General features: G+C 73.7%; 26 protein-coding genes. 12 read left to right on the top strand and 14 right to left on the bottom strand.

Annotation, left to right across the window (positions count from 1 at the left end):
* Positions 1–96 precede the first annotated feature (96 nt).
* Positions 97–2,151 (top strand): restriction endonuclease, encoded by a 2,055-nt coding sequence (locus OG357_RS17550; RefSeq protein WP_329622054.1) that lies wholly within the window; start codon positions 97–99, stop codon positions 2,149–2,151.
* 79 nt (positions 2,152–2,230) lie between these two features.
* On the opposite strand, the gene OG357_RS17545 is transcribed toward OG357_RS17550, so the two are convergent.
* The gene (locus OG357_RS17545; RefSeq protein ID WP_329622053.1) at positions 2,231–3,622 is read right to left on the bottom strand and encodes an NAD(P)/FAD-dependent oxidoreductase; all 1,392 of its coding nucleotides are present in this window, start codon (positions 3,620–3,622) and stop codon (positions 2,231–2,233) included.
* Positions 3,623–3,818: 196 nt separating this feature from the next.
* Between OG357_RS17545 and OG357_RS17540 the strand changes: the two genes are divergently transcribed.
* The 3 genes from OG357_RS17540 to OG357_RS17530 are packed head-to-tail and all read left to right on the top strand — an operon-like array spanning position 3,819 to position 5,571.
* Positions 3,819–4,712 carry an aminoglycoside phosphotransferase family protein gene (locus OG357_RS17540; protein ID WP_329622052.1) on the top strand — a complete coding sequence of 298 codons (894 nt, stop codon included), beginning with the start codon at positions 3,819–3,821 and terminating at the stop codon, positions 4,710–4,712.
* A gap of 19 nt (positions 4,713–4,731) precedes the next feature.
* The gene (locus OG357_RS17535; protein WP_329622051.1) at positions 4,732–5,220 is read left to right on the top strand and encodes a GNAT family N-acetyltransferase; all 489 of its coding nucleotides are present in this window, start codon (positions 4,732–4,734) and stop codon (positions 5,218–5,220) included.
* A 21-nt stretch (positions 5,221–5,241) separates the two neighbouring features.
* Positions 5,242–5,571, top strand: coding sequence for a hypothetical protein (locus OG357_RS17530; RefSeq protein ID WP_056652160.1), 330 nt, complete (start codon positions 5,242–5,244; stop codon positions 5,569–5,571).
* A gap of 18 nt (positions 5,572–5,589) precedes the next feature.
* Here the strand turns inward: OG357_RS17530 and OG357_RS17525 are convergent, their stop codons facing one another.
* Together OG357_RS17525 and OG357_RS17520 are read right to left on the bottom strand one after the other, a co-directional pair.
* Positions 5,590–6,588, bottom strand: a complete 999-nt coding sequence (locus tag OG357_RS17525) for a zinc-binding dehydrogenase (RefSeq protein ID WP_329622050.1) — start codon at positions 6,586–6,588, stop codon at positions 5,590–5,592.
* 70 nt (positions 6,589–6,658) lie between these two features.
* The gene (locus tag OG357_RS17520) at positions 6,659–7,822 is read right to left on the bottom strand and encodes an FAD-dependent oxidoreductase (protein WP_329622049.1); all 1,164 of its coding nucleotides are present in this window, start codon (positions 7,820–7,822) and stop codon (positions 6,659–6,661) included.
* 111 nt (positions 7,823–7,933) lie between these two features.
* Here OG357_RS17520 and OG357_RS17515 point away from each other — a divergent pair, with 111 nt between their 5' ends.
* Positions 7,934–8,611: a pentapeptide repeat-containing protein gene (locus tag OG357_RS17515; protein WP_329622048.1), complete on the top strand. Its 678-nt coding sequence runs from the start codon at positions 7,934–7,936 to the stop codon at positions 8,609–8,611.
* A gap of 13 nt (positions 8,612–8,624) precedes the next feature.
* On the opposite strand, the gene OG357_RS17510 is transcribed toward OG357_RS17515, so the two are convergent.
* From OG357_RS17510 to OG357_RS17500, 3 genes are read right to left on the bottom strand one after another with little or no spacing between them, the layout of a single operon-like run.
* Complete coding sequence (locus OG357_RS17510; RefSeq protein WP_329622047.1) at positions 8,625–9,125, bottom strand: hypothetical protein; 501 nt, start codon at positions 9,123–9,125, stop codon at positions 8,625–8,627.
* 13 nt (positions 9,126–9,138) lie between these two features.
* Complete coding sequence (locus OG357_RS17505; protein ID WP_329622046.1) at positions 9,139–9,852, bottom strand: response regulator transcription factor; 714 nt, start codon at positions 9,850–9,852, stop codon at positions 9,139–9,141.
* Positions 9,849–11,102, bottom strand: a complete 1,254-nt coding sequence (locus OG357_RS17500; RefSeq protein WP_329622045.1) for a sensor histidine kinase — start codon at positions 11,100–11,102, stop codon at positions 9,849–9,851. The genes OG357_RS17505 and OG357_RS17500 overlap by 4 nt, the downstream gene beginning before the upstream one ends.
* 132 nt (positions 11,103–11,234) lie before the next feature.
* Between OG357_RS17500 and OG357_RS17495 the strand changes: the two genes are divergently transcribed.
* Together OG357_RS17495 and OG357_RS17490 are read left to right on the top strand one after the other, a co-directional pair.
* Positions 11,235–12,302, top strand: a complete 1,068-nt coding sequence (locus tag OG357_RS17495) for an ATP-binding cassette domain-containing protein (protein ID WP_329622044.1) — start codon at positions 11,235–11,237, stop codon at positions 12,300–12,302.
* The gene (locus OG357_RS17490; protein ID WP_329622043.1) at positions 12,299–13,105 is read left to right on the top strand and encodes an ABC transporter permease subunit; all 807 of its coding nucleotides are present in this window, start codon (positions 12,299–12,301) and stop codon (positions 13,103–13,105) included. The genes OG357_RS17495 and OG357_RS17490 overlap by 4 nt, the downstream gene beginning before the upstream one ends.
* 33 nt (positions 13,106–13,138) lie before the next feature.
* On the opposite strand, the gene OG357_RS17485 is transcribed toward OG357_RS17490, so the two are convergent.
* The 3 genes from OG357_RS17485 to OG357_RS17475 all read right to left on the bottom strand — a co-directional run bounded on the left by OG357_RS17485 (position 13,139) and on the right by OG357_RS17475 (position 16,311).
* Positions 13,139–14,362 (bottom strand): FAD-dependent monooxygenase, encoded by a 1,224-nt coding sequence (locus OG357_RS17485; protein ID WP_329625618.1) that lies wholly within the window; start codon positions 14,360–14,362, stop codon positions 13,139–13,141.
* A gap of 106 nt (positions 14,363–14,468) precedes the next feature.
* On the bottom strand, positions 14,469–15,089 hold the full coding sequence (locus tag OG357_RS17480) for a response regulator transcription factor (protein WP_317597815.1): 621 nt from the start codon (positions 15,087–15,089) through the stop codon (positions 14,469–14,471).
* A 40-nt stretch (positions 15,090–15,129) separates the two neighbouring features.
* A complete protein-coding gene (locus OG357_RS17475) occupies positions 15,130–16,311 on the bottom strand; it encodes a sensor histidine kinase (protein ID WP_329622042.1) in 1,182 nt (393 codons plus the stop codon).
* A gap of 264 nt (positions 16,312–16,575) precedes the next feature.
* Between OG357_RS17475 and OG357_RS17470 the strand changes: the two genes are divergently transcribed.
* Both OG357_RS17470 and OG357_RS17465 read left to right on the top strand, forming a co-directional pair.
* A complete protein-coding gene (locus OG357_RS17470; protein ID WP_329622041.1) occupies positions 16,576–17,115 on the top strand; it encodes a GlcG/HbpS family heme-binding protein in 540 nt (179 codons plus the stop codon).
* Positions 17,116–17,230: 115 nt separating this feature from the next.
* The gene (locus OG357_RS17465) at positions 17,231–18,706 is read left to right on the top strand and encodes a M1 family metallopeptidase (protein WP_443066690.1); all 1,476 of its coding nucleotides are present in this window, start codon (positions 17,231–17,233) and stop codon (positions 18,704–18,706) included.
* Here OG357_RS17465 and OG357_RS17460 read toward each other — a convergent pair.
* The 3 genes from OG357_RS17460 to OG357_RS17450 are packed head-to-tail and all read right to left on the bottom strand — an operon-like array spanning position 18,703 to position 22,025.
* Positions 18,703–20,271, bottom strand: coding sequence for a sensor histidine kinase (locus OG357_RS17460; RefSeq protein WP_329622040.1), 1,569 nt, complete (start codon positions 20,269–20,271; stop codon positions 18,703–18,705). The two genes, OG357_RS17465 and OG357_RS17460, sit on opposite strands and share 4 nt — an antisense overlap.
* 10 nt (positions 20,272–20,281) lie before the next feature.
* On the bottom strand, positions 20,282–21,091 hold the full coding sequence (locus OG357_RS17455) for an ABC transporter permease (protein ID WP_329622039.1): 810 nt from the start codon (positions 21,089–21,091) through the stop codon (positions 20,282–20,284).
* Entirely contained in the window at positions 21,066–22,025 is a 960-nt protein-coding gene (locus tag OG357_RS17450) for an ABC transporter ATP-binding protein (protein ID WP_329622038.1), read from the bottom strand. Before OG357_RS17450 ends, OG357_RS17455 begins: the two co-directional genes overlap by 26 nt.
* Positions 22,026–22,133: 108 nt before the next feature.
* Between OG357_RS17450 and OG357_RS17445 the strand changes: the two genes are divergently transcribed.
* Both OG357_RS17445 and OG357_RS17440 read left to right on the top strand, forming a co-directional pair.
* A complete protein-coding gene (locus tag OG357_RS17445; RefSeq protein WP_329622037.1) occupies positions 22,134–22,829 on the top strand; it encodes a response regulator transcription factor in 696 nt (231 codons plus the stop codon).
* 26 nt (positions 22,830–22,855) lie between these two features.
* The gene (locus OG357_RS17440; RefSeq protein ID WP_329622036.1) at positions 22,856–23,446 is read left to right on the top strand and encodes an NUDIX domain-containing protein; all 591 of its coding nucleotides are present in this window, start codon (positions 22,856–22,858) and stop codon (positions 23,444–23,446) included.
* Here the strand turns inward: OG357_RS17440 and OG357_RS17435 are convergent.
* Positions 23,443–24,018, bottom strand: coding sequence for a TerD family protein (locus tag OG357_RS17435; RefSeq protein WP_329622035.1), 576 nt, complete (start codon positions 24,016–24,018; stop codon positions 23,443–23,445). The genes OG357_RS17440 and OG357_RS17435 overlap by 4 nt on opposite strands.
* Positions 24,019–24,141: 123 nt before the next feature.
* Between OG357_RS17435 and arfB the strand changes: the two genes are divergently transcribed.
* Positions 24,142–24,573, top strand: a complete 432-nt coding sequence (arfB, locus tag OG357_RS17430) for an alternative ribosome rescue aminoacyl-tRNA hydrolase ArfB (RefSeq protein ID WP_329622034.1) — start codon at positions 24,142–24,144, stop codon at positions 24,571–24,573.
* A 27-nt stretch (positions 24,574–24,600) separates the two neighbouring features.
* On the opposite strand, the gene OG357_RS17425 is transcribed toward arfB, so the two are convergent.
* On the bottom strand, positions 24,601–25,167 hold the full coding sequence (locus OG357_RS17425) for a flavin reductase family protein (protein WP_329622033.1): 567 nt from the start codon (positions 25,165–25,167) through the stop codon (positions 24,601–24,603).
* Between the last annotated feature and the right edge of the window lie 20 nt (positions 25,168–25,187).

Raw genomic sequence — 25,187 nt, 5'->3', positions numbered from 1 at the left:
TAGCGGCTGCGGTGTTCCTGTGTTCCCGGTCGGGCTCGTCCGGGACACTTGTGCGTTACGGGGGCGTACAGGTGGCGTTCGGGGAGGGGTGTGCGGATGGGGCGGCGTTCCGGTGGGCTGATCGGGGTCTGGGCCGAGCAGCAGCGGATTGCGCAGAGGGAGCGCGAGGGGCAGCAGCAGGCCGTGCTGCGTCAGCGCAGGGAGGCGGAGGGGGCGCAGCGGGCGTACGAGCGGGATGTCGCCCGGATGCAGAAGGAGCAGCGCGCCGCGTATCGGCGGCATCGGGACGAGGACGCTCTGCGCCGGACGCAGGAGTTGGACGCGCGGGTCGCCCAGCTTCAGGGGCTGCTTGTCTCCGGATGCCGGGCTCCCGTTTTTGGTGTGGAGGGGTTGCGGCGGAGTGAGGTCGTGCAGCCGTTCGCGCCCGGGGCGTTGGGCGAGCCCGTGGCCATGCCGGACCAGCGGCACTACCAGGAGCCCGGCGGTCGGGCGCGGTTCGAGCGCGACTGGTACGCGGCACAGGCCGCCGAGGCGCGGCGCCTGGAGCAGTTGGCCGCGTATCGGCAGGCGTACGACTCCTGGGCCGCGGCGCGGATCGAGGAGGTCCGCGCGCATAACGTCGGGCTCGCCGGGACCGCCGACGCCTTGCGAGTGGGGGAGCCGGAGACCGTCGTCGAGTTCTTTTCGGCCGTGCTTTTTGCCTCCGCCGCCTGGCCTGAGGGGTTTCCGCGCGAGGTCGCCGCCGCCTACGACCCTGTCGGGCGCACGTTCGTCCTCGACTGGGACCTGCCCGCGTACGAGGTCGTGCCCGCCGCCAAGGGGATTAAGTACTTGCCGGGCCCGGATGAGGACAAGGAGGTGCCTCGGCCCGTTACTCAGCGGCGCGCCCTCTATCGGGACGTGCTCGCGCAGAGCGTGCTCCTCGCCGTGCGGGAGTTGTTCGTCGCCGATCGGAGCGGGGTGCTCGAGAGCGTCGCCCTCAACGGGTACGTGAGCGGTGTCGATCCCGCCACCGGGCTCGCCGGGCGCGTGTGCGTCGCTTCCCTCGTCGTGGGACGGCGCGACTTCGACCGCTTGAACCTGGAGCTCGTCGGGGCCGTGGAGTGCCTGACCGGGGCCCTCGGCGGGCGGCTGTCCGCCAAGCCCGAGGAGCGGGTCGCCGTGGCCCCGCTGCGCACGCCCGAGCAGGTCGGTTCGGACGTCGTGGTGCAGGGGGACGGGGACGAGCCCGATCTCCTCGTCATGGATCCGATCGCCTTCGAGGGGCTTGTGGCCGAACTGTTCCGTGCTCGGGGGCTTCAGGCCGTCACCACGCGCCGCTCCAACGACGGCGGCGTCGACGTCGAGGCGCTGGATTCCGATCCGATCAGCGGCGGCTCGATCGTCGTGCAGGTCAAGCGGTACCGGAACACCGTCCCGCCGACCGCCGTCCGCGATCTGTACGGGACCGTGCAGGACGCCGGTGCGAACAAGGGCGTGCTCGTCACGACCTCGAAGTTCGGGCCGGGGTCCTATGCCTTCGCCAACGGGAAGCCGCTCACACTGATTTCGGGTACTGAGCTCGTCGACCTGCTCCATCAGCACGGGCTGCGCGGGCGGCTGGGGGGTGGGACGACCACTCCGGCTCCCGTCGAGGTCGCCGTGACCGCGCCCGCCGAGGCCGACGACGACTTCAATCTGCTCGGCATGGTGTGGTCGGGGTCCACCGCTCTTGATGTGTGTGCCTTGGTCTGCTCCGGCAACCAGGTCCTCGGCGACGAGTGGTTCGTCTTCTTCAACAACCCCGCCACACCCGATGGTTCGGTGGCCATGGTCGCCGCCGCCCCCGGCGACCGCGCCGCCGTACGAGTCGGCTTCGACGCGCTCCCCGCCCGCGCCGACCGGCTCGTCCTGGTGGCCGCCGTGGACCCGGAGGTCAATCCCGACGCCGACCTGGGCGCCTTCACCGACGCGGGGATCCGGCTGCGGGACGACTCCGGCGGCGAGCTCGACCGCCTTGAGGTGTCCGACGGGCGGCCCGGCGAGACCGCCCTCGTCCTCGGGTCGTTCCGGCGGCGCGCCGGCGGCAACTGGGACTTCGTCCTCGGCGGGAAGGGGTACCGGGGCGGCCTTGAGGAGTTGGTGGGGGACTTCGGCATTCAAGTGGAGTGAGGGGAGGAGGAGGGGGAGGGGGAGTGGGAGGGTTACGGGGCGGCCTTTGCCCAGGTCTTGGTTCCGGGCCGCCCGTCCTTCAGTGGCGGCCCGTCACCTTGTCCGCCAGGACCGCCACCCGGTCCGTCTCCGCGCTGTGGCCCGTCAGTTCGCGGCGGTCCGCACCCCGGAACGCCGCGTACATCGCCTGGACCGCGAGCCAGCGCAGCGGCTCCGGTTCCCACTTGCGCACCTTGTGGTTCACCCAGGGCAGTGCGGTGAGGTCCGTGGGGCCCGACTGGCCCGAGTCCTGCTGGATCAGGTCGCGGAGGGTACGGGCCGCCAGGTTCGCGGTGGCGACGCCGGAGCCCACGTACCCGCCCGCCCAGCCCAGGCCCGTCGAGCGGTCGAGCGTGACCGTCGCGCACCAGTCGCGGGGGACGCCGAGGACGCCCGACCAGGCGTGGTCGACGCCGATGCCGGCGAGCTGCGGGAAGAAGCGGACCAGGATGTCGCGGAGGGCCTCGATCGTCTGCGGCTGCGTGCGGCCGTCGTTGTCCGTCTTCGAGCCGTAGCGGTACGGGACTCCCCGGCCGCCCAGCGCGATGCGGCCGTCCGCCGTGCGCTGCGCGTACATGTAGGCGTGCGCCATGTCGCCGAGGGTCTCGCGGCCCTCCCAGCCGATGGACTCCCACTGGGCGTCCGTGAGGGGCTCGGTGGCGATCATCGACGAGTTCATCGGCAGCCAGGTGCGGCGCTGCCCGGCGAGGGAGGCCGTGAAGCCCTCCGTGCAGCGCAGGACGTACGGGGCGCGGACCGTGCCGTACGGGGTGATCGCGTGCTTCGGCTTGATCTCCGTGACCGGCGTCGACTCGTGGATCGTCACGCCGAGGGACTCCACGGCCTCCGCCAGGCCCTTGACCAGCTTCACCGGGTGCAGACGGGCGCCGTGCGGTGTCCAGGACGAGCCGACGGCGCCGGTGACGCGGATCCGGTCGGCCGTCTCGCGGGCGCCGTAGAGCTCGCGGTCCCTCTCGCCGAAGGCGGCCTCGGTCGCGTGGAACTCCTTCAGACGGGCCAGTTGCGCCGGGGAAACGGCTACTTCGAGCACTCCTCCGCGGTGCTGGTCCGCCTCGATCTTCTCCGTCTCGCAGATGTCCAGGACCTCGTCGACCGTGGCGTTCATGGCCTGTTGGAGGCGGACGGCGGCCTCGTGGCCGTGGAGCTTGGCGTAGCGGGCGCGGCCCGCGATGCCGTTGTAGAGCCAGCCGCCGTTGCGTCCGGAGGCGCCGTAGCCGCAGAACTTGGCTTCGAGGACCGTGATGTTGAGGAACGGGACGGCCTTCTTCAGGTAGTAGGCCGTCCACAGGCCCGTGTAGCCGCCGCCGACGATGCAGACGTCGGCCGTGGTGTCGCCGGGGAGCGGCTCGCGGGGGGCGGGGGCGCCCTCTTGCCCGTACCAGAACGAGATGCCGCCGTTGACCGTACTCATGTGTCGTTCCTCAGTCCGTCTGCCGGGTGCGTGGGCGGGACGTTACCCGGGGCCTTGGGCCTGTGGATACGGGTCTTTCGGCGGCGGTACGCCGACCGTGCTCGTCGACGGGGGCGTGCTGCCCGGTGGAGGCGCCCTCTACGGCGCCGGCGCATTCTCGAAGGCGCTGCGCGACGCCGGTGTCTAGTCTCGGTACGTGATTCACGTACCCGAGGAACTCGCGCGCTCGCAGGCCAAGTACAACGGTGAGGCGGGGCGGGCGTTCGTCGCCGGGCTGCCCGCGCGGGCCGAGGAGTTCCTCGGCCGCTGGGGGCTGCGGGTCACCGGACCCTCCATGTACGGGGTGGCCTCGCTGGTGCTGCCGGTGGAGCGGGTCGCGGACGGCACCCGCGCCGCGCTGAAGATGCAGATCCTCGACGACGAGACCGAGGGGGAGCCGGTCGGGCTGCGGGTCTGGGACGGGGCCGGTGTGGTGCGGCTGCTCGATCACGACGCCGGGACCGGGACCATGCTCCTGGAGTGGCTCGACGCCGCCCGGCCGCTGTCCTCGGTCGCCGACACCAGGGAGGCGCTGCGGATCGTGGCGGCGCTGCTCGCCCGGCTCGTGGCCGTTCCGGCGCCGGCGGGGCTGCGGACCCTCGGCGACATCGCCGCCGGGATGCTCGCCGACGTACCGGACGCGGCCGCACGGCTCGACGCGGCCGACGCCGCCGTCCTGCGGGACTGCGCGGCGGCCGTACGGGACGTGGCGGGCGAGCCGGGGGACCGGCTGCTCCACTGGGACCTCCACCTGGACAACGTGCTCGCGGCCGAGCGGGAGCCCTGGCTGGCCATCGACCCCAAGCCGCTCGCCGGGGATCCGGGGTTCGATCTGCTGCCCGCTCTGACGGACCGGTTCGATCCCGATCCGGACGAGATGCTGTGGCGGTTCGACCTGCTGGCCGAGGTCGTCGGCGACCGGCGGCGGGCGGTGGCGTGGACGCTCGGCCGGGTCCTGCAGAACGGGCTCTGGGACATCGAGGACGGAGAGCCCGGCCTGGACGAGGAACAGGTGGCGCTCGCGCGAATCCTGCTGGCCAGGAGGGCGTGATCCGGGGCAGGCTGGTCCCATGATCCGTACCGCCACGCCCGCCGATGTCCCCGTCGTCTTCGCCATGATCCGCGACCTCGCGGAGTACGAGAAGGCCCTCCACGAGGTCCGTACGACCCCTGAGCAGCTCCACGAGGCCCTCTTCGGCGACCGCCCCGCCGCCTTCGCCCACATCGCGGAGACGGAGTCCGGCGAGGTCGCCGGCTTCGCGCTCTGGTTCCTCAACTTCTCGACCTGGCGCGGTGTCCACGGCATCTACCTGGAGGACCTGTACGTCCGTCCGGAGGTGCGCGGCGGCGGCCACGGCAAGGCCCTGCTGAGCGAGCTGGCCCGGATCTGCGTGGACCGCGGCTACGAGCGCCTGGAGTGGTCCGTCCTGAACTGGAACAAGCCGTCGATCGACTTCTACGAGTCCCTGGGCGCCCGCCCGCAGGACGAGTGGACGGTCTACCGCCTCACGGACGGGGCGCTGGCGGAGCTCGGCGGTGGTGGGGCGGGAGTGCTGTAGGACGTGCTGTAGGAAGGGGGCATGGATATCGAGCAGCGGTTTCAGCGGATCACCGACTTCATCGAGGCGCGCCTGACGCCCCTCTTCGACCCCGCGAACGGGAAGGACCACGGGTTCGGGATGGACGACACGTCCCGGGCCCTGCGCGCCCTGCGCTACACCGTGCAGGCCGCCTCGGCGGTCAAGGGCCTCGTGGAGAAGCGGGAGTCGGCCCCCGAACTGCGGCCCGTCGTGGACCAGGCCCTTGAGCACAACTGGGACGTGCTGCGTTCCGCCGCCCGGATGTGGGAGGACCACGCCGACTTCCAGAAGGAGTTCAAGGCGCATTCGTGGGACGTCATCGGCGTCTGAGTCGGTGATCCGTGCTTCCTACGGGATGAGGACCACCTTGCCCGTCGTGCCCCGGGTCTCCAGGGCGCGGTGGGCCTTCGCCGCGTCCTCCAGCGGGAAGCGGTGGACCGCCGGGCGGAGGCTGCCGTCGGTCGCGGCGGCGAGGGCGGCGAGTTCGAGGTTGCGGACGTCGCCGCCCGCCTTCTGGATCATGACGGGGCCGAGGACGGAGTCCGACGTGATGCCCCGCTCCGCGAGTTCCTCCGGGGTGAACGTCAGCGGTTCGCCGTCGTGCAGGCCCGCGCCGGACCAGCCGAACACCACGTGCTGCCCGCCCTTGCCGAGGAGGTCGACGGCGGCGCGGCCGGTGTCGCCGCCGACCGAGTCGAAGACGACGGTCGCGGAGCGCCCGCCGAGGTACGCGCGGACCTTCTCCGGCCAGTCCGTCTCCTTGTAGTCGACGGCGAGGTCGGCGCCGTTCGCCTCGACGAGCGCGACCTTCGCGGGGCCGCCGGCGAGGCCGACGACGGTCGCGCCGGCGTTCATCGCGTACTGGACGAGCAGGGTGCCGATGCCGCCCGCGGCCGCCGGGACGATCGCGATCGAGTCGGGGCCGAGTTCCGTGAACTGCAGGATGCCCAGGGTCGTGCGGCCGGTGCCGATCATGGCGACGGCCTCGGCCTCGCCGAGGCCCTCGGGCAGGGCGTGCAGGCGGGCGGCGTCGGTGACGGCCAGCTCCGCGTACCCTCCGGGGACCATGCCGAGGTGGGCGACGACCCGCTTGCCGAGCCAGGACGGGTCGGTGCCCTCGCCGAGTGCGTCGACGGTGCCGGCGACCTCGCGGCCGGGGATCGTGGGGAGTTCGGCGGGGGCGGGGAAGGGGCCGGTGTGGCCGAGTCGCAGCGCGGTGTCGAGGAGGTGCACGCCGGCCGCCGCGACACGGATGCGGACCTGGCCGGGGGCCGGTACGGGGTCGGTCGTCTCCTCGTACGTGAGGTTCTCGGCGGGGCCGAAGGCGTGGAGGCGGATGGCGTGCATGACGGTTCCCCTGTCGTCGTCCGGGTGTGTTCCCGTGGTGCTTTCGCGGTGACAGGTAGAGCCTCCGACCTCAAGCGCGCTTGAGGTCAAGCAGTTCCGTGCGGACGGCCAGCGACACCGCCTCCATCGCGCTCGTGAACGACACCTCCGACAGCACTCCGGGCGCCGCCACCTGGTCGCCCACCAGGTACACGCCGTCGCCCCGGTCGACCGCCGGCCGGTCGCGCCAGGTGGTGCCCGGCCGGTCCACCGCACCCGTACGGCCCTGGGACACGGCCTCCCGGCGCCACACCGTCCGCTCGCGCCAGCCGGGGAAGCCGCGGTCGAGGAGCCGCTCGGCATGGGCGACGCCGTCCGCCTTGGACGCGCCGGGGCCGATGGGCAGCTGGGCCTGGATCAGCTGCTGTCCGGCGGGGGCGAGCGAGGGGTCCTGCGCCGTGAACCGTTCGATCCAGCCGGGCGCGTCCAGGTCCGAGACCACGAACGGATCGCCCTTCCGGGTCCGCAGCGCCAGGTCGAGCAGCACCGTGCGGCCGCTCTCCCAGGTCAGCGACGGGTCGCCGAGGAGCCGGGCGGCGGCGGGCAGGGCGGTGGCGACGACCACCGGCCCGTCGCCGAGCGGCAGGCTGTCGACGCGGGACGAGGTCTCGATCCGTACGCCCATCTCCCAGGCGCGCGCGACCATCCGTTCGATCAGCTGACCCCAGCCGCCCCGGACGTAGTGGGCCTCGGGCGGCAGGGAGCCCGCCCGGTGCAGACGCTCCTGGACGAAGCGGGCCGAGAGCGAGCCCGGGTCGTGGTGGAAGAGGGCGACCGCGCTGTAGGCGGCGGCGTCGTGGGCGGTCCGCTCGCCCGCGAGGCCGGTGACCCAGGTGTGGAAGTCAACGTCGACGGGGGCCTGTGCGGCGTTCCGGAGGGTCTGGCGCAGCAGGCCGAGCGGCGGGGTGCGGCGCAGGGCGCCGTCGCGGTGGAAGCGGAGCCGGAGGGCCTCGGCGGGCGGCAGCGGGGCGAGCGGGCCGAGGAGGCCGCGCTGCTTGAGCCACGTCCAGTGGGGGCCGCCGTCGTAGAGGGCGTGCGGGCCTTCGTTGGTGCGGTACGGGCCTTCGGCGGTACGGGCCCGGCCGCCGGGAGTGCGGTGTGCCTCGTGCACGGTCACCTTGGCGCCGGCCTCGGCGGCGGTGATCGCCGCGGTGAGCCCCGCGAAGCCGCCGCCGATGATCGTGAGCTTGCGCATGTCCGTCTCCCTCGCCGTGGTCGTTCGGTCTCGTACGGGGGACGGGTGGCGGGGCGGCGTTTGTGACATCGGGACGGGGGTGTTGTCAGTGGCATGGATCACTATGGGGGGATGGCGACGGCGAGGAAGAAGAAGGCGGGAGCGGTGGCGGGGGCGCGGCGGCCGGAGGTGCGGCTGCCTCCCCTCGTGGCGTACGAGGGCGGGATCGAGGCCGACGGGGACTACGACGGGCTCGAACTGTCCGGGCTCGACCTGGCGGGGCAGTCGGGGGCGGGCGCGCGGTTCCTGGACTGCGCGCTGCGGGAGTGCGGGCTCGACGAGGCGCGTCTGACGGGCGCGCGGTTCCTCGACTCGGTGCTGAGCGGCGTACGGGGGGTGGGCACGGACCTGTCCGCGGCGCAGTTGCGGGACGTGGAGCTCGTGGACGCGCGGCTCGGCGGGGTGCAGTTGCACGGGGCGGTGCTGGAGAGAGTCGTGGTGCGGGGCGGGAAGTGCGACTACCTGAACCTGCGGGCGGCGAAGCTGAAGGACGTCGTCTTCGAGGGGTGCGTGCTGAGCGAGCCGGACTTCGGGGGCGCGGTGCTCGAACGGGTCGAGTTCGTGGACTGCGTCCTGACCGGGGCGGACTTCTCCGGGGCGCGGCTGAAGGACGTGGACCTGCGCGGCGTGCAGCGTCTGGAGATCGCGCGCGGGGTGGAGTCGCTGGCGGGCGCGGTGATCTCGACGACGCAGCTCCTCGACCTGGCGCCGGTGCTCGCGGCGCGGTTGGGGGTGCGGGTGGAGGGGTGAGGAGGGGCCGCTGCTACTTGAGGCGGGGGAAGCGGGCCTGGAGGGACCAGACGGCCGGGTTGTCGCCGAGGCCCTCGTGCATGTCGGTGAGGTCGGCGATCAGGTCGTGCAGGAAATCGCGGGCCTCGCGGCGCAGTTCGGCGTGGTTGAAGGTGACCGGCGGCTCGTCGCCCGGCATCCAGTCGGCCTCGACGTCGACCCAGCCGAAGCGGCGCTCGAAGAGCATCCGGTCCGAGGACTCGGTGAAGTCGAGCTCCGCGTACTGCGGCTGCGCGGCGCGGCTGCCGCGCGGGTCCTGGTCGAGCTGCTCGACGATGTCGCACAGGGCCCAGGCGAAGTCGAGCACCGGGACCCATCCCCAGGCTGTGGACACCTCGCGGTCGGCCTTGGTGTCGGCGAGGTAGACGTCCCCGCAGAAGAGGTCGTGGCGCAGCGCGTGGACGTCCGCGCGGCGGTAGTCGGTCTGCGGAGGGTCGGGGAAGCGACGGGAGAGGGAGTAGCCGATGTCGAGCACGGGACCGATGGTGTCACGGCACCAGGCCCGTCTCGTACGCGAGGACCACGAGCTGCACCCGGTCGCGTGCGTCCAGCTTGGCGAGGAGCCGCGCGACGTGCGCCTTGGCGGTGGCCGCGCTGATGTGGAGCCGTACCGCGATCTCGCCGTTGGACAGGCCGCGGCCGACGAGGGTGAGCACCTCCCGCTCCCGCGGCGTCACGCCGGTGAGCGGACGGGACCGGGCGGCGGCGGGGGCCGGGCCCGGTTCGGGGCGGGCCGCGAACTCCTCGATCAGGCGGCGTGTGACGGCCGGCGCGATCAGGGCGTCCCCGGCGGCGACCACGCGGATCGCCGCGAGGATGTCGTCCAGGGCCATGTCCTTGACCAGGAAGCCGCTCGCGCCGGAGCGGAGCGCACCGTACACGTACTCGTCGTCGTCGAAGGTCGTGAGGACGAGGACGCGGGGCGCGCCGGGGCCCGCGGTGACGAGCCGGGTGGCCTCGATGCCGTCCATGCCGGGCATCCGGACGTCCATCACCACCACGTCGGGGCGGAGGTCGCCGGCCAGCCGGACCGCGTCCGTGCCGGTGCCGGCCTCGCCGACGACAGCGAGGTCGGGGCTGTCGGCCATCAGGACGCGCAGGCCCGCCCGGACCAGGGGCTGGTCGTCGACGAGGAGGACGCGGATCGGCGAGGTCGTCGAGGTCGTCGAGGTCGGCTGGGTCGGCTGGGTCGGCTGGGTCATGGCGTGCGGGGGCCTTCCTGGGGAAGCGGCAGGGGCAGTGCGGCGGTCACGTGGAAGCCGCCTCCCGGGCGGGGGCCCGCGGAGAAGCGGCCGCCGAGGAGCGCGGCTCGCTCGCGCATGCCGACGATGCCGTATCCGTGCCCGTGCCCGTGCTCGGTGGTGGCCCCGGCCCCTGTGTCGGGGGTGTTCTTCGACGGGCCGTCGTCGGTGATCTCGACGAGCAGGGTGTCCTCGCTCCGGTCCACCGTCACCCGGCAGGCGGGCGTCGACGCATGGCGTACGACGTTCGTCAGCGACTCCTGCACGATCCGGTACGCGGCGAGGTCGACCTCCGGCGGCAACGGCCGGTCGAGGTCGCCGAGCCGCCGCACCTCGACCCGTACGCCCGCGTCGGCCGTGGACGCGACGAGCCGGTCCAGGTCGGCGAGGCCCGGTGCCGGTTCGAGCGGTGCGGGGGAGGGGGCAGGGGAGGACGGGGTGTCCTTCGTGGAGGCTCTGAGCGCGCCCAGGGTGCGGCGCAGACCGGCGAGGGTCTCGCGGCTGGTGGTCTCGATGGTGGCGAGTGCGTTGCGGGCCTCGGCCGGCTGGGTGTCGATGACCCGGCGGCCGACGCCCGCCTGGATGGCGATGACGCCGATGCTGTGCGCGACGACGTCGTGCAGCTCGCGGGCGATCCGCAGCCGCTCGGCGGTGACGGCCTCCGCCTCCGACCGCGCCCGCAGCTCGGTCGCGTGCGCGCGCCGCTCGCGTACCGAACGGCCGAGCAGCCCGGCGGTGAGGAGCGCGAGGGCGAGGGCCAGGGCCGTGGTGATGAAGACGTTCCGGCCGGAGGTCGTGTACGGCGCCGCCCCGAGCTGCACGGCGAGCGTCGTCAGGGCGGCGGGCACCGCGATGCGGAGCGGGCGCCGGGCGGTCAGCCACCCGACGCAGGCGTCGGCGGCGAGGACGGGGAGGTACAGCAGCTCGGGGGCCGGCCAGGTGGTCGCCGCCGCGAACAGTCCGACGAGGAGCAGCCCGAGCGCCGCTTCCGGTCTGCGCCGCGCCAGGGGCAGGAGCAGGCCGATGCCGACGGTGGTGAGGAAGAGACGGAGCTCCGTCGAGCGGAACGGCCCGGCCTGCACGCCGAAGAAGAGGACGAAGGGGTGGGCGGCGGCCACACACCACGCCAGGACCGCCGACACGCGCCCGGCCGGGGCGACGGCGGGAAGGGAAGCGGCGGTCGTCGTGGTGGTGGTGGCGGTGGCAGGCATGGGCCGATCGTAGGCAGGGGGAGGGGTACCGGGCATCGGCCTCGGGGCGTACGCCCCCGGGCCACCCCACCGGCCCGTTTGTGGCCGGCGGGCCGATGTCGGCGAGGGTGCCGTCCCGGCACCGTTGGCCGGGTGATCGAAGTCCGAGAACTGACCAAACGTTACGGCCACGACCGCCGCCGAAGCGGCCCGTCCGGCCCGGTGGGCGCCGCCTTCGGCCCTGTGACCCGCCTGTTCGCCCGCCGCGCGGGCGGCAGCGACGACGACCCGGCCTCCGGTGGGGCCGACCCCGCCCCCGCCCGCGGCGGTCGCGTCGCCGTCGACCGGCTCAGTTTCCGTGTGCGGGCCGGGCGGGTGACCGGGTTTCTCGGTCCCAACGGGGCCGGCAAGTCCACGACTCTGCGGCTGATCCTGGGGCTGAACGAGCCCACGTCCGGGACCGCCACCGTCGACGGGCGGCGGTTCCGGGACCTGCCGCGGGGGCTGCGGCACGTCGGGGCGCTGCTCGACGCGCACGACGTGCACGGCGGCCGGACCGCCGACGCTCACCTGGCCGCCCTCGCCCGCACCAACGGCATCCCGCGCCGCCGGGTCGGCGAGGTCCTCGACGAGGTCGGGCTCGCCGACGCGGCCAGGCGCCGGATCGGCGGCTACTCCCTCGGCATGCGGCAGCGGCTCGGGATCGCCGCCGCCCTGCTCGGCGACCCGCCCGTCCTGCTCTTCGACGAGCCGGTCAACGGCCTCGACCCGGAGGGCGTGCTGTGGGCGCGCGGCCTGTTCCGGCGGCTCGCCGCCGAGGGGCGCACGGTGTTCGTCTCCAGTCATCTGATGAGCGAGATGGAGCACACCGCCGACGACCTCGTGGTCATCGGCCGCGGCACGCTGATCGCCGCGGAGAGCCTGGCGGAGTTCGCCGCGCGCGGCTCCGGCGGCGGGGTGACCGTACGGACCGCCGACCCGGCCGCGGCACCGGGCCTCGCCGCCGCCCTGATCCGCGAGGGGGCGACCGTACGGCCGCCGGACGGGGCGGGCGGGGTGTTCACCGTGACCGGGATGGGCGCGGACCGGGTCGGCGCGCTCGCCTTCCGGGACGGCACCGCGCTCGCCGAACTGGCCGTCCGCGCCTCCTCCCTGGAGGACGCGTTCATGGAACTCACCGCCGACAGCGTCGAGTTCCAGAAGAAAGGAAAGAACCGATGAGCAGCGCCCGCTTCCGTGATCTGCTCGCCGCCGAGTGGATGAAGCTGTGGTCCCTGCGCTCCACCCCCTGGGCCTTCGGCGTCGGCGCGTTCGCCGTCCTCGCCGTCAACCTCAACGCGACCTTCGCCGACTACCGCAACTACCCGAACTACGCCCAGGGCATCCGCGACCTGTTCGTGCCCATCTGGGCGATGCGCGACGCCTTCACGCTCGGCGGGGCCATGGTGTTCATGCTCGCGGCCGGCTCCATCGGCGCGCTCGTGATCGTCGGCGAGTACGGCACCGGCCAGATCCGTACGACCTTCGCGGCCGTACCCGACCGGCGGGCCGTGACGGCCGCGAAGACGCTGGTCCTCACGGGCGTCATGCTCGTGTACGGGATCCTCGTCGCCGCCGTCTCCTTCGCCGCCACGCAGGCCGTGCTCTCCGGTCGGGACGCCGGCATGTCGATCGACTACCCGGGCGCGCTCGCCGCCGTCACCGCGTCCGCCCTGCTCGCCCCGGTGTGCGCGCTCGTCGGCTTCGGCCTCGGGGCGCTCCTGCGGCACACGGCGACCACCATCGTCACCGTCACCGGCGTCCTGCTCCTGCTGCCCGCGCTCGTCGACGCGCGGAGCCGCTGGTCGGCGACGTTCCTGCACGCCCTGCCGCAGGGCGCGTGGAAGCGGCTGACGGAGGTGGGGGACTCGCCGGTGCCGGTGGAGTTCCCGTGGACGACGGGCGGGGCGTGGACCGTGTACGCGGCCTGGTCGCTGGGCGCGGTGGCGGTGGCCCTGATCGCGGTCCACCGCCGGGACGTGTGACGCGTGACCCCGGCGGGCCGCGACCAGGCGCGCTCAGCGGCGGCCGTGCACCGCGCGCGCCACCCGCGGGCCCAGCCAGCGCTTGAGGCGGCGCAGGGCCTCCAGCTGTCCGGCGGCCCGGTCGATCCGGTAGTACAGCTGCGGCGGGATGTGCGGGAGCAGCGGCGAGTGGCGCTGGCCGAGGAGCGCGAACATCTGCGCCGGCTCCAGCCGCATGTAGCGAGGCAGGTTCTCGTACCACTGGGCGCTGTACCGGGCCGCGCTCTGGGCCGAGACGAGCTCGGCGCGGCGCCGCTTCCCGTACGTGGTGAGGGCGGCGTCGAGGCCGGCGGGGGTGCGCAGCGCATCGGGTGCGCGCAGGGCGTCCGCGAGGGCGAGCGCGTCCTCCAGGGCCAGGGTGGTGCCCGCGCCGATCGAGTAGTGCGTGGTGTGGGCGGCGTCGCCGAGGAGGACCAGGTTGCCGCGGTGCCAGACCCGGTTGGTGAGGGTGCGGAAGGTGAGCCACTGGGCGGCGTCGTCGGCCCGTTCCCGTCCGATCAGCTCGTGGCCGTCGAGGAGGTCGTGGAAGAGCTTCTCCAGGAGCCGCAGGCTGTCGGTCTCGCCGCTGGTGTCGAGGCCGAGGCCCGTCCAGGTCTCGGGGGAGCACTCGACGACGCAGGTGGAGCGCTCGCCGCTGAACCCGTAGGCGTAGCACCAGATCCAGCCGTGCTCGGTCTCCTTGAAGGCGAAACTGAACGAGTCGAAGACCTTGGTGGTGCCGAGCCAGATGTACTGGTTGCGGCCGGCGGTGACCTCGCCGCCGAAGTGGTCCGCGTGCGCCTCGCGCAGCACGCTGTTGACGCCGTCGGCGGCGACGACCAGGTCCGCGTCGGCGAGTTCGGGCGCGTCCCGCCCGGTCACGTCGTGCTCGAAGGCGACCCGTACGCCGAGCTCCTCGGCCCGGTCGGCGAGGAGCGCGAGCATCCGCCGCCGCCCGATGCCGAAGCCGGCGTCGCCGCGGTGGACGGTCCGCTCGTCGCGGACGATCGCGACGCCGTCGGTCCAGGTGACGGAGGCCTCGGCGACGGCCGCGGCGGACTCGGGGTCGCCCGCGCGCAGTTTGTCGAGGAGCCCGGCCCAGTAGGTGACGCCCCAGCCGTACGTGGAGCCCGCGGGGTTCCGTTCGTACACGGCGATGTCGTGGGACGGGTCCTGCCGCTTCAGCAGGATCGAGAGGTAGAGGCCGGCGGGGCCGCCGCCGACGATGGCGAGCTTCACGTGCGCTCCCACGGAGAGGATTATGACACCGTGCGTTCGGACAGCAACGCACGGTAGCAGTGAGTCCGTGTCTCGGAGGCAGGAAGCGCGACGGCAGCACGGCGCGCTACGGCAGCAGGCGGCGTTCCTTCGCGACCGCCACGGCGCCCGCGCGCGTGTCGACGCCGAGCTTCGCGTAGATCCGGCCGAGGTGCGTCTTCACCGTCGCCTCGCTGATGAACAGCGCCCGCGCGATCTCGCGGTTCCCGAGGCCGCGGCCGAGCTGGCCGAGGATGTCCCGCTCCCGGTCGGTGAGGCTCGGGCCCGCCGCGCCCCGCATCCGGTCCATGACCCGGCTCGCGACCGGCGGCGAGAGGGCGGTGCGGCCCTGCGCGGCGGAGTGGATGGCGGCGAAGAGCTCCTCGGGCCGTTCGGCCTTCAGGAGGTAGCCGGTGGCGCCCGCCTCGATGGCCCGGGTGATGTCGGCGTCGGTGTCGTACGTGGTGAGGACGAGGACGTGGACACCGGTGGGCGCGATCAGGCGGGTCGCCTCCACGCCGTCGATGCCCGGGCCGAGCTGGAGGTCCATCAGGACGACGTCGGGCTTCAGCTTGGCCGCCATGGCGACGGCCTCCTCACCGCTGCCGGCCTCGCCGACGACCTCGATGTCGGGGGTGCTGCCGAGGAGGGCGAGCAGCCCGGCGCGGACGACGACGTGGTCGTCGCAGAGGAGGATCCGTACGGACATCACGACTCCAGGAGCGAGGGGGGCAGAGGGATGTGGGTGGTCAGGGCGTCAGGGGGATCGCGGCCGAGAGCACCGTGCCCTCGCCCGGGGTGGACTCGACCGTCAGCGTGCCCCCCAGCTGCTGGGCCCGCACCCGCATCGCGGGCAGCCCGTGGCCCCGGTCGCCCCGGTCGCCGCGCCCGCCCGCGTCGCGCGTGAGCGCCGGGTCGAAGCCGTGGCCGTCGTCGGCGATGTCCAGGACCACCTGGTCGTCGAGGTACGTGAGGGTCAGGGCGGCGGATTCGGCGCCCGCGTGCTCGCGGATGTTGGCGAGGGCGCCCTGCGCGATCCGCAGGAGCGCCGACTGCGTCCGGTCGGGCAGCGGTACCGCGGTCCCGTCCACCCGGAACTCCGCCGACTCGCGCGCCGCCAGACCGCGCAGGGCCTCTTCGAGGCCGCCGCCCTCGGCGAGGTCGGCGGGGGCGAGGTCGTGGACGAAGCGGCGGGCCTCGGCGAGGTTGCGCTCGGCGATGGACTCGGCGGTACGGACATGGCGGCGGGCGGTGCCGGGGTCGCTGTCCCAGGTGCGGTCCGCCGCCTGGAGCAGCATCTGCTGGCTGGAGAGGCCCTGCGCGAGGGTGTCGTGGATCTCCATGGAGAGCCGCTGGCGCTCGGCGAGGGTGCCCTCGCGGCGCTCGATGGCGGCCAGTTCGCGCCGGGTGCGGATCAGGTCGTGGATGAGCGCCCGCTGCCGTGCGGCCTGCCGGTCGGAGTACACGAACACCCCGGTGGCGATCGCGGCGACGGCCGGCGGCGCGACGACCAGGTTCGGGTCCCAGCCGCCGTGGGCGAGCTGCACCTGCGCGAAGACGACGAAGGCGGTGAGCAGGACGACGAGGCCGAGCGCGGCGCGCGGGGGGAGGGTGCGCAGGCCCGTGTAGAAGAGCGGGACCGCGCACCAGGCGAAGCTGGGCGCGAGGACGACGAGGACGATCCAGACGGCGACGACCGTGCCCAGCCAGGCGATCCGGCGCGGGGCGGCGCGGGTGCCGAGGACGGGGCCGAGGAGGTAGAGGGAGGCGAGGGCGCCGGAGAGGGCGACGATCCAGGGGCTGCGGTCCTCCCAGGGGTGGCGCAGCAGGAAGCGGGCGAGGGAGGCGCCGAGGAGGAGGAAGAACGCGATGTGCATGACGCGTGCGAGCCAGGGGGCGTCCGGGTCCTGCTCGGTGGGCGGCTGTGTCATCCGCCTGCCTTCCGGCTGTGTCACCTGCCCGCCTCCGTTCTCGATTCCGTCCTGACCTGGGGATATCTGTCCATCGTGGCCCGGATGGACCAGACCGGCATCAGCCGATCGGCTGACCCGGGCGTCCTCCAGTGTGCGCGAGCAGGGCAGCCGGACCGTGGACCGAAAGGCCTCGGGTCCGGCCACAGGATGGATGACAGAGCGAACGAACGAACCGCCCTCCTCCCTCTTCCCTCCCCTCCTCCTCACCTCACGGAGTTCCTCATGAAGAAGATCCTCTTCGGTGCCACCGCTGCCGCTGTCGTCGCCGCCGGTACCTTCGGCGCGGTCTCCGCGAACGCCTCCGCCCCGGCCGCCGCCCCCGCCGCCGTCGTCCGGGCCGACGCCGGCAACGACAACCTCCAGCAGTCGACGCACCTGACGATCGAGGCTGCGACGAAGGCCGCGCAGGCCACCCTTGACGCCGCCGAGAAGGAGAACCAGCGCGTCTCCGTCGCCGTCGTCGACCGCAACGGCAACACCATCGTGACCCTGCGCGGCGACGGCGCCGGCCCGCAGTCCTACGAGTCCGCCGAGCGCAAGGCCTTCACCGCCGTCTCGTGGAACGCCCCGACCTCCGTCCTCGCCGGCCGCCTCGCCCAGGCGCCGAACCTGAAGGACATCCCCGGCACCCTCTTCCTCGCGGGCGGCGCCCCGGTCACCGCCAAGGGCGCGCCCATCGCGGGCATCGGCGTCGCGGGCGCCCCGTCCGGCGACCTGGACGAGAAGTTCGCCCAGGCGGGCGTGGCCGCGCTCGCCAACTGAGCCCTCGCTCGGCAGCAGTAGCCCCGCAGCCGGCGGTGGCGCCCGGATCCCCCGCCGGGCGCCACCGCCGTTTCCGTACGGTGTCGGTCGCATCCGTCCTGCTTAGGATCGGTACGTGTACGTGTACGAGGACGAGTACGTGACCCGGCGACGCACCCGGACCGGCACCCGGACCGGGGCCGCCGCGGCCTTTCTCGCCCTCGCGCTCCTCGCGGGCGGCTGTACGGAGGCCGGCGGCGGGGTCCGGGGCGTTCCCGGGGCCGCCGGGCTGCGCGACCCGTACTTCCCGAAGCTCGGCAACGGCGGCTACGACGTGCGGCACTACGCCCTGTCCCTCGCCTACGACCCGGGCACCGGGCGCCTCGACGGCACCGCCGAGATCACCGCCCGCGCGACCCAGGACCTCAGCGCCTTCAACCTCGACCTGGCCGGTCTCACGGTGGCCGGGGCGACCGTCGACGGCGCCCCCGCCGCGTACAACAGGGCGGGCGACGAGCTGACGCTCCGCCCGCGCGAGGACATCGGCGACGGGGCGGAGTTCAAGGCCACCGTCACCTATACGGGCGTGCCGGAGCCGATCACGGACGCGGACGGCTCCGAGGAGGGCTGGCTGCGCACCGACGACGGGGCGGTCGCGGTCGGCGAACCGGAGGGCTCCATGACCTGGTTCCCCGGCAACCACCACCCGGCCGACAAGGCCGCGTACGACATCACGCTCACCGTCCCGGCCGGGCTCGAAGCGCTCTCCAACGGCGTCAGGACCGACCGGCGGACGGAGCGGGACGGCCGCGTCACCACGGTGTGGCACTCGGCCGAGCCGATGGCGAGCTATCTGGCGACGGTCGCGATCGGCCGGTACGAGACGGCGACGGACACGGCCAGGGCGCCCGGGCCGACGACCGGATCCGACCCCGGCCCCGGTCCCGTTTCCCTCCCCGTCCTGACCGCCGCCGACCCGTCGGTCGCGGCGGGCAGCGCGGCGCTGCGGGGCGAGATCCCCGAGATCCTCGCCCGGCAGGCCGAGCGCTTCGGCCCGTACCCCTTCTCGGCCGCCGGGGCGATCGTCACCGAGGACGGGACCCTCGGCTACGCCCTGGAGACCCAGACCCGGCCCGTCTTCCCCGCGGCCTCCTTCGACCGGACGACCCTCGTCCACGAGCTGGCGCACCAGTGGTTCGGGAACTCGGTGACCCCCGCCACCTGGCGCGACCTGTGGCTGAACGAGGGCTTCGCCACCTACGCCGAATGGCTGTACGCGGAGGAGTACGAGGGCGTCCCGGCGCGGACGCACTTCGCGCGGGCCTTCGCCCAGGACGCCAACTGGGCCTTCCCGCCGGCCGCCCCGCCCTCCGCCGAGAACCTCTTCGACCCGCCCGTCTACCAGCGCGGCGCGATGGTCCTCCACAAGCTGCGCGAGACGGTCGGGGACGCCGCCTTCGACGAGATCCTGCGCGGCTGGCCCGCGAAGTACCGGCATGCCAACGCCTCCACGGACGACTTCACGGCCTACGCGGAGAGCGTGGCCGGGAAGGACCTCGACGGGCTGTGGGACGTCTGGCTGTTCGGCGAGGGGAAGCCGGCCGCGCCTTAGCGCGCGGGCAGCGTGTCCTTGGTGACGAGGCGGGCGCCCGACCAGCACAGGCGGTAGAGGTCGACCTCCTCCAGGAGGTTGCCGTTCGACCGGTAGAAGGCGCAGGTGGTTCCCGGGGGCCGGGGCGCCGACCGGGCGTCGTCCGGCGGGTACGGGAAGGGCTCGGACGGCAGGAGCGGGGCCAGGTCGGCGTGGGTCCCGCCGACGGGGAGCTGCTCGTAGGCGGACGGCGGCAGCACTCCCGCGCTCAGCTGGTACGCGAAGTAGGCCGCCGCCGGTACGAAGACGAGCGCCGCTCCCGCCGGGATCGCGAAGGCGGTCGCGAGGCGCAGGCGGGCACTGCGCCGCACCTGGGCCAGCCGGCGCGCCGACTCGGGCGCGGTGCCGGTGCTGTCGTCGGGCCGCGGCGGGGGCGTCGCGCGGTGCGGGAGGGTCGCGCTGACCTGGAAGCCGCCTTCCTCGTACGGGCCGGCGTGCAGGGTCCCTCCGAGGACGGTGACGCGCTCGCGCAGCCCCGCGAGCCCGTGGCCGCCCGCCTGATCGCCGGGGGCCCGGCCCGGCAGCGGTCCCGCGTCGACGATCCGGACGTGGGTGCGGTCGCGGTCCGCGTCGTGGGTGATGCTGACGCGGACGGGACTGCCCGGCGCGTGCTTGGTGGCGTTGGTGAGCGCCTCCTGCACCACCCGGTACACCCCGCGCTCGATCAGCGGGGACAGCGCGGGCGGCGGGCCCTCGCGTTCCCACCGGACGGGGACGCCGGAGGCGACGGCCCGGCCGAGGAGCTCCTCGACGGTGTCGGTGGCCGGCCGGAGCGGGTCGTCCTGCGGCTTCTCGCGCAGGACCGTGACCGTCTCCCGCAGCTGGTCGACGGCGTCCGCGATCGTCCCGCGCAGCTCGGCGAGGTCCTCCCGGTCCCGCTCGGCGAGCGTCGGGGAGAGCTCCAGTGCCCCGGCGCGCAGCGCGACCAGGCTCAGGACGTGCCCGAGGGAGTCGTGCATGTCGGCGGCGATGCCGGCGCGTTCCGTCAGCCGCGCCCGCTCGGCGACGAACCGCTGCCGCTCCTCCAGGCTCCGCGCCAGCTGCCACCCGCCGCGCACCAGCTCCGTACGGCCGCGCCAGTAACGGCCCGCGAGCCACGGCAGGAGGAGCGCGGCGGGCAGCACCGTCAGGGCGTAGAACCACCACACCGGGCCCACCCGCAGGACGGCGCAGACCGCGAGGCCGGCCGCCAGGGCCGCCGCGAGCACGAGCAGCGGCGTGCGGGTCGCCGCCGTCCGCAGGCCGAGGAGGCAGCTCAGTACCGCCAGGGTCAGGACGGAGACGTGCGCGGGGCTCGTCGTGTCCGCGAACCCCACCGCGCACGCGACACCGGCCAGCAGGACCGCGGCCTCCGGCCGGCGCCGGGACAGGGGGAGCGCGACCGCCGCGACCACGAGCGGCAGCACCAGACCCAGGGCGACCGAGGGTGTCGGGTCGTCCCGGAGCCACAGGACGGCGGCGCCGCAGAGCACGGCCCACAGGGCCAGGTCGGCGAGCGCGCGCCGCACGGGAGGGGCTGTCATCATCCGTCCGACGCTACGCGTCACGCCGCCGCAGCAGGTACAGGCCGGTCAGATGGGCGGCCAGGGCCCATGCCGCCAGGACCAGGACGGCCACGCCGGGCCCGTACGGGGTGTCGGGGGCGTGCGGGGCGTCGGGGGCGGTGCCTCGCATGAAGACGCCGCCCGCGCTGTGCGGCAGCCAGTCGTGGACGGCGAGCAGGGCGGGGCCGCCCAGCCCCAGGAGCACGGTCGGCAGCCCCCACAGCAGCGTGAGGAGCACGGCGAGCGCCCCGGCCGCGTGCCGCGTCGCGAAGGACACGCCGACGGTGAGGACCGCGACGAGGGCGTAGTAGCCGCCGACGGCCACGGTCTGGCGGGCGGCGGAGGCCGCGTCGAAGGAGGCGTGCCCGGCGAACGGACCCCAGGCCACGGCCATGCCGGCCACCGCGCACACCGCGCCGGTGGCGAAGGAGACCACGGCGGCGAGCAGTGCCTTCGCCAGCTGGACCCGGTGCCGGACGGGCACCCACAGGAGCGAGGCGTGGACGCTGGAGGTCGTGTACTCGCCGGTGACCATGAGCATGGCCAGGACGACCACGGCGAACTGGACGACGGCGGTGGAGGAGACCGAGGCGTCGCCGACGGGTTGGACGGGGTGCCCGTTGAGCTGGGCGATCGAGCCGTAGTAGAAGGTGTAGATCCCCGTCGTCGCCAGGGCGGCCACGAGGCAGACGTACGGCGCGCGGACCGACCACAGTTTGGTCCACTCGGCGCCGAACGCCCCGGCGAAGCCCCCGCCGGAGATCTCAGCGGTGTTCTTACGCGTGATCGTGGCGGTGCTCATCCTTCTCCCCTCCCGTCACGTACTCGACGCTCCGCGCCGTCAGTTCCATGTACGCCTGCTCCAGGGACACCTGGACATCGCTCAGTTGGTGCAGCCTGACGCCGTGGCGGTGGGCGAGGTCGCCGACGCGGGCGGCGCTCAGGCCCCGCACCAGGACCACTCCGGGCGTCCCGGGTGTCTCTTGCGCCTCCACCGTCACACCGGTCTCCGCCGCGAGGCGGCTCACCAGGACGGCCCGCTCCTCGGGGTCGGGCACCTCGACCCGTACGGACGGCCGGGCGCCGCCCGCGAGGAACGCGGCCATCGGGGTGTCCGCGAGCAGCCGGCCCCGTCCGATGACGACGAGGTGATCCGCGGTCAGCTGCATCTCGCTCATCAGATGGCTGGAGAGGAAGACCGTGCGGCCCTGCGCGGCCTGGCCCCGGACGAGCTGGCGCATCCAGCGCACGCCGTCCGGGTCGAGGCCGTTGACCGGTTCGTCGAGGACGAGCGTCGGCGGATCGCCGAGCAGCGCCCCCGCGACCCCGAGCCGCTGGTACATGCCGAGCGAGTACGAGCCGGTCCGGCGCCGGGCCGCCTTGGCGAGGCCCACCGTGTCCAGGACCTCGTCGACCCGGCGCACCGGAATGCCGTTGCTGCGGGCCTGCGCGAGCAGATGGGAGCGGGCCGTACGGGCCGGGTGCACGGCCTTCGCATCGAGCAGCGCGCCGACCTCGCGGAGGGGGTGACGCAAGGCCGCGTAGGGCCTGCCGTCGATGAGCGCCGTGCCGCGCGAGGGGTGGTCGAGGCCGAGGATCATCCGCATCGTGGTGGACTTCCCGGCGCCGTTGGGGCCGAGGAAGCCGGTCACCCGGCCCGCCGCGACGTCCAGGGTCAGTTCGTGGACGGCGGTGGACCCGCCGTAGCGTTTCGTCAGTTCTCGGAGTGCGATCACACGGTGGACGCTAGGAGCGGCGGGCCCGGCGGCGCATGGGGCGTTCGGAAGGACCTTCCTTCCTTTCGTCAGGGGTGCTCGGCCCTCCCGGAGTCGTAGGCTCGGCGCGTGGAAGAGACGTCGGCGGAGAGCCGGCCGGTCCGGGTCCTCGTCGCCGACGACGAGGCGATGGTCCGGGCCGGGGTGCGGGCCATCCTGGCCAGGGACACGGGCACGGAGGTGGTCGCGGAGGCCGCCGACGGCCACCAGGCCGTCGAGCTGACCCGGCGCCACCGCCCCGACGTGGTCCTCCTCGACATCCGGATGCCCGGCCTCGACGGCCTCGCGGCGGCCGCCAGGATCCACCAGGTGCTGCCGACGGCCGGCGTGATCATGCTGACGACCTTCGGCGAGGACGCGTTCATCACGCGGGCGCTCGCGGACGGGGCCAGCGGCTTCCTGCTCAAGGCGGACGACCCCCGGGAGCTGCTCAACGGAGTGCGGGCGGTGGGGGCGGGCGGCGCCTATCTGTCGCCGCGGGTGGCCGCCCGGGTCATCGAGGGGCTGCGCTCCGACCGGGCGGCGGGCTCCCACCGGGCGGCACGGCCCCACCGCTCCCTCGGCCACCTGACGCCACGGGAGCGGGACGTCCTCGCGGGGGTCGGCGCGGGGCTCTCCAACGCGGAGATCGGGGCCCGGCTGCACCTGGTCGAAGGCACCGTGAAGGCCCACGTCAGCGCCGTCCTCGCCAAGCTCGGGGCGCGCAACCGGGTGGAGGCCGCGATCGTCGCGTACGAGGCGGGACTGGTCTCGCGGGACCACTGACAACTGGAACCCCTGGAAGGGAATCGATGAACACGCCCGTGCAGAAGCGCGTCTCGGCCTACGCGATCGTCGTCGAGCGCGACCGACTGCTCCTGACCCGCCTGTCGGAGGCCTCGCCGGTCTTCGAGGCCGGTCTCTGGCACCTCCCGGGCGGCGGGATCGACCCCGGGGAGCAGCCGGTGGAGGCGCTGGCGCGTGAGCTGTACGAGGAGACGGGCCGGGTGCTCGTCGGGGCCCGGCTGGTCGACGCCCGTACATACACGGCCACCCGGAACGGTGTGACCTGGCACCTGGTGGCGGTCTTCTACGCGGTGGAGCTCCGCCCCGGTGATCTCCTGGCCGTCACCGAGACGGACGGCAGTACGGAGGCCGTCGAGTGGCGGCCGCTGACCGGGCCGGTGGAGGAGCTCTCCCCGGCGGCGGCCGACGCGCTCTCCCTGCTCGGGGTCAGGCAGTCCCACGGCAACGCCGTGGGACCTCTACTCCCCGAACCGCCGAACGGCGGGACCGAGCAACCCCAGATGAGACACCGCAAGGTGACCACGCTGGAGCGCCCGGCCTCCGCCCCGGCTGCGACCCGCAGCTCACCCTCTGGTGAACTACGGATCAAGTCTTAGAGGTTGACGCCGAAGTCGCGGGCGATGCCCTCGAGGCCCGAGGCGTAGCCCTGGCCGACCGCGCGGAACTTCCACTCGGCGCCGTTGCGGTAGAGCTCGCCGAAGACCATGGCGGTCTCGACGGCGGCGTCCTCGGAGAGGTCGTAGCGGGCGAGCTCGGCGCCGCCGGCCTGGTTGACGATGCGGATGTAGGCGTTCCGCACCTGGCCGAAGTTCTGCGAGCGGTTGACCGCGTCGTAGATGGAGACCGGGAAGACGATCTTGTCGACGTTCGCCGGGAGGCCCGCGAGGTTGACGTTGATCTGCTCGTCGTCGCCGCCGCCCTCGCCGGTGCGGTTGTCACCGGTGTGGACGATGGTCTGGTCCGGCGTCGCCTTGTTGTTGAAGAAGACGAAGTGGGCGTCGGAGGCGACCTTGCCGGCGGCGTCCACACCGATCGCGGACGCGTCGAGGTCGAAGTCGGTACCGGTGGTGGTGCGGACGTCCCAGCCGAGGCCCACGGTGACGGCGGCGAGGCCCGGGGCCTCCTTGGTCAGAGAGACGTTGCCGCCCTTGGACAGGCTCACAGCCATGGAAAGTCCCTTTCATCGTGGTGTCGTCGCCTGGAGAAACGCGCACGGACCCCCAGCGGTTCCCGACGGGTTCCCGGCGAAAACAGGATGACTCCAACGGCCCACTGCGGGGAACATGGAGGCATGTCCGGTCCCTATCCCATCCGCGGCTCCGTCTCGCTCCCCGAGGCCGAGCTCCAGTGGCGTTTCTCGCGGTCGTCTGGGCCGGGCGGGCAGCACGTGAACACCAGCGACTCGCAGGTGGAGCTCCGCTTCGACCTCGCGGCCACCACGGCGTTCCCCGAGGTGTGGAAGGCCCGCGCCCTGGAGCGCCTCGCCTCCCGCCTGGTCAACGGCGTCGTGACGGTCCGCGCCTCGGAGCACCGCTCCCAGTGGCGTAACCGCGAGACGGCCGCGGTCCGCCTCGCCACCCTCCTCGCCGAGGCGACGGCCCCGCCGCCGAAGCCCCGCAGGGCGACGAAGATCCCGCGCGGCATCAACGAACGGCGGCTGCGGGAGAAGAAGCAGCGCTCGGAGACCAAGCGCACCCGGCAGTCCCGCGGCGACTGGGGCTGAGCCTCCTCAGAGCCCCGCCCGCCGTTCTCAGCTCAGGTGCCGGTACTTCCCCTGGAAGTACGTGAGCGGGCCGCTGCCGTCTGCCGAGGGCAGGCCGACCGTCACGACCCGGCCGACGACCAGGGTGTGGTCCCCGGCCACGACCCGGCTCTCCGTGCGGCACTCCAGCACCGAGAGCGCCCCGCCGAGCAGCGGAGCGCCGCTCTCCGCGCCGCGCGTGTACGGAAGGTCGGCGAAGAGGAGCCGGTCGCTGACCCGGTTCTTCATCGCGAAGCGCCCGGCGATCTGCCGCTGGCCCTCGGAGAGGATCGACACCGCCCAGACCGGGACCTCGGCGAGCAGGTCGTCCATGCGGGAGCCGTTGCGGAGGCTGACCAGGACGAGCGGCGGGTCGAGGGAGACCGACATGAAGGCGGTGGCCGTCATGCCGACGTCCTCGCCGCGCGGGCCCTCGTCGGGGTCGTGCGCCGTCACCAGGACCACGCCCGCGGCGAGGCGGGACATCGCCGCCCGGAACTCGTCGTTGCTCACCCCCTCAGCATGCGGGATGGCCAGATCGGACACGGGGGGCGGGGCGGGCGTCTTCTGCAGCACACCCGCACGCTAGACCGGGC

The organism is Streptomyces sp. NBC_01255 (assembly GCF_036226445.1).
GTDB lineage: Bacteria > Actinomycetota > Actinomycetes > Streptomycetales > Streptomycetaceae > Streptomyces.
The sequence above is the reverse complement of the archived record's forward strand: the minus strand, read 5'-3'. Positions and strand labels throughout refer to the sequence as shown.

Excerpts from the sequence above, each read along its gene's own strand:
- OG357_RS17550 (WP_329622054.1), top strand. The coding sequence starts at position 97 with ATGGGGCGGCGTTCCGGTGGGCTGATCGGGGTCTGGGCCGAGCAGCAG.
- OG357_RS17545 (WP_329622053.1), bottom strand. The coding sequence starts at position 3,622 with ATGAGTACGGTCAACGGCGGCATCTCGTTCTGGTACGGGCAAGAGGGC.
- OG357_RS17535 (WP_329622051.1), top strand. The coding sequence starts at position 4,732 with ATGATCCGTACCGCCACGCCCGCCGATGTCCCCGTCGTCTTCGCCATG.
- OG357_RS17530 (WP_056652160.1), top strand. The coding sequence starts at position 5,242 with ATGGATATCGAGCAGCGGTTTCAGCGGATCACCGACTTCATCGAGGCG.
- OG357_RS17525 (WP_329622050.1), bottom strand. The coding sequence starts at position 6,588 with ATGCACGCCATCCGCCTCCACGCCTTCGGCCCCGCCGAGAACCTCACG.
- OG357_RS17520 (WP_329622049.1), bottom strand. The coding sequence starts at position 7,822 with ATGCGCAAGCTCACGATCATCGGCGGCGGCTTCGCGGGGCTCACCGCG.
- OG357_RS17515 (WP_329622048.1), top strand. The coding sequence starts at position 7,934 with ATGGCGACGGCGAGGAAGAAGAAGGCGGGAGCGGTGGCGGGGGCGCGG.
- OG357_RS17505 (WP_329622046.1), bottom strand. The coding sequence starts at position 9,852 with ATGACCCAGCCGACCCAGCCGACCCAGCCGACCTCGACGACCTCGACG.
- OG357_RS17500 (WP_329622045.1), bottom strand. The coding sequence starts at position 11,102 with ATGCCTGCCACCGCCACCACCACCACGACGACCGCCGCTTCCCTTCCC.
- OG357_RS17490 (WP_329622043.1), top strand. The coding sequence starts at position 12,299 with ATGAGCAGCGCCCGCTTCCGTGATCTGCTCGCCGCCGAGTGGATGAAG.
- OG357_RS17480 (WP_317597815.1), bottom strand. The coding sequence starts at position 15,089 with ATGTCCGTACGGATCCTCCTCTGCGACGACCACGTCGTCGTCCGCGCC.
- OG357_RS17475 (WP_329622042.1), bottom strand. The coding sequence starts at position 16,311 with ATGACACAGCCGCCCACCGAGCAGGACCCGGACGCCCCCTGGCTCGCA.
- OG357_RS17470 (WP_329622041.1), top strand. The coding sequence starts at position 16,576 with ATGAAGAAGATCCTCTTCGGTGCCACCGCTGCCGCTGTCGTCGCCGCC.
- OG357_RS17460 (WP_329622040.1), bottom strand. The coding sequence starts at position 20,271 with ATGATGACAGCCCCTCCCGTGCGGCGCGCGCTCGCCGACCTGGCCCTG.
- OG357_RS17455 (WP_329622039.1), bottom strand. The coding sequence starts at position 21,091 with ATGAGCACCGCCACGATCACGCGTAAGAACACCGCTGAGATCTCCGGC.
- OG357_RS17440 (WP_329622036.1), top strand. The coding sequence starts at position 22,856 with ATGAACACGCCCGTGCAGAAGCGCGTCTCGGCCTACGCGATCGTCGTC.
- OG357_RS17435 (WP_329622035.1), bottom strand. The coding sequence starts at position 24,018 with ATGGCTGTGAGCCTGTCCAAGGGCGGCAACGTCTCTCTGACCAAGGAG.
- arfB (WP_329622034.1), top strand. The coding sequence starts at position 24,142 with ATGTCCGGTCCCTATCCCATCCGCGGCTCCGTCTCGCTCCCCGAGGCC.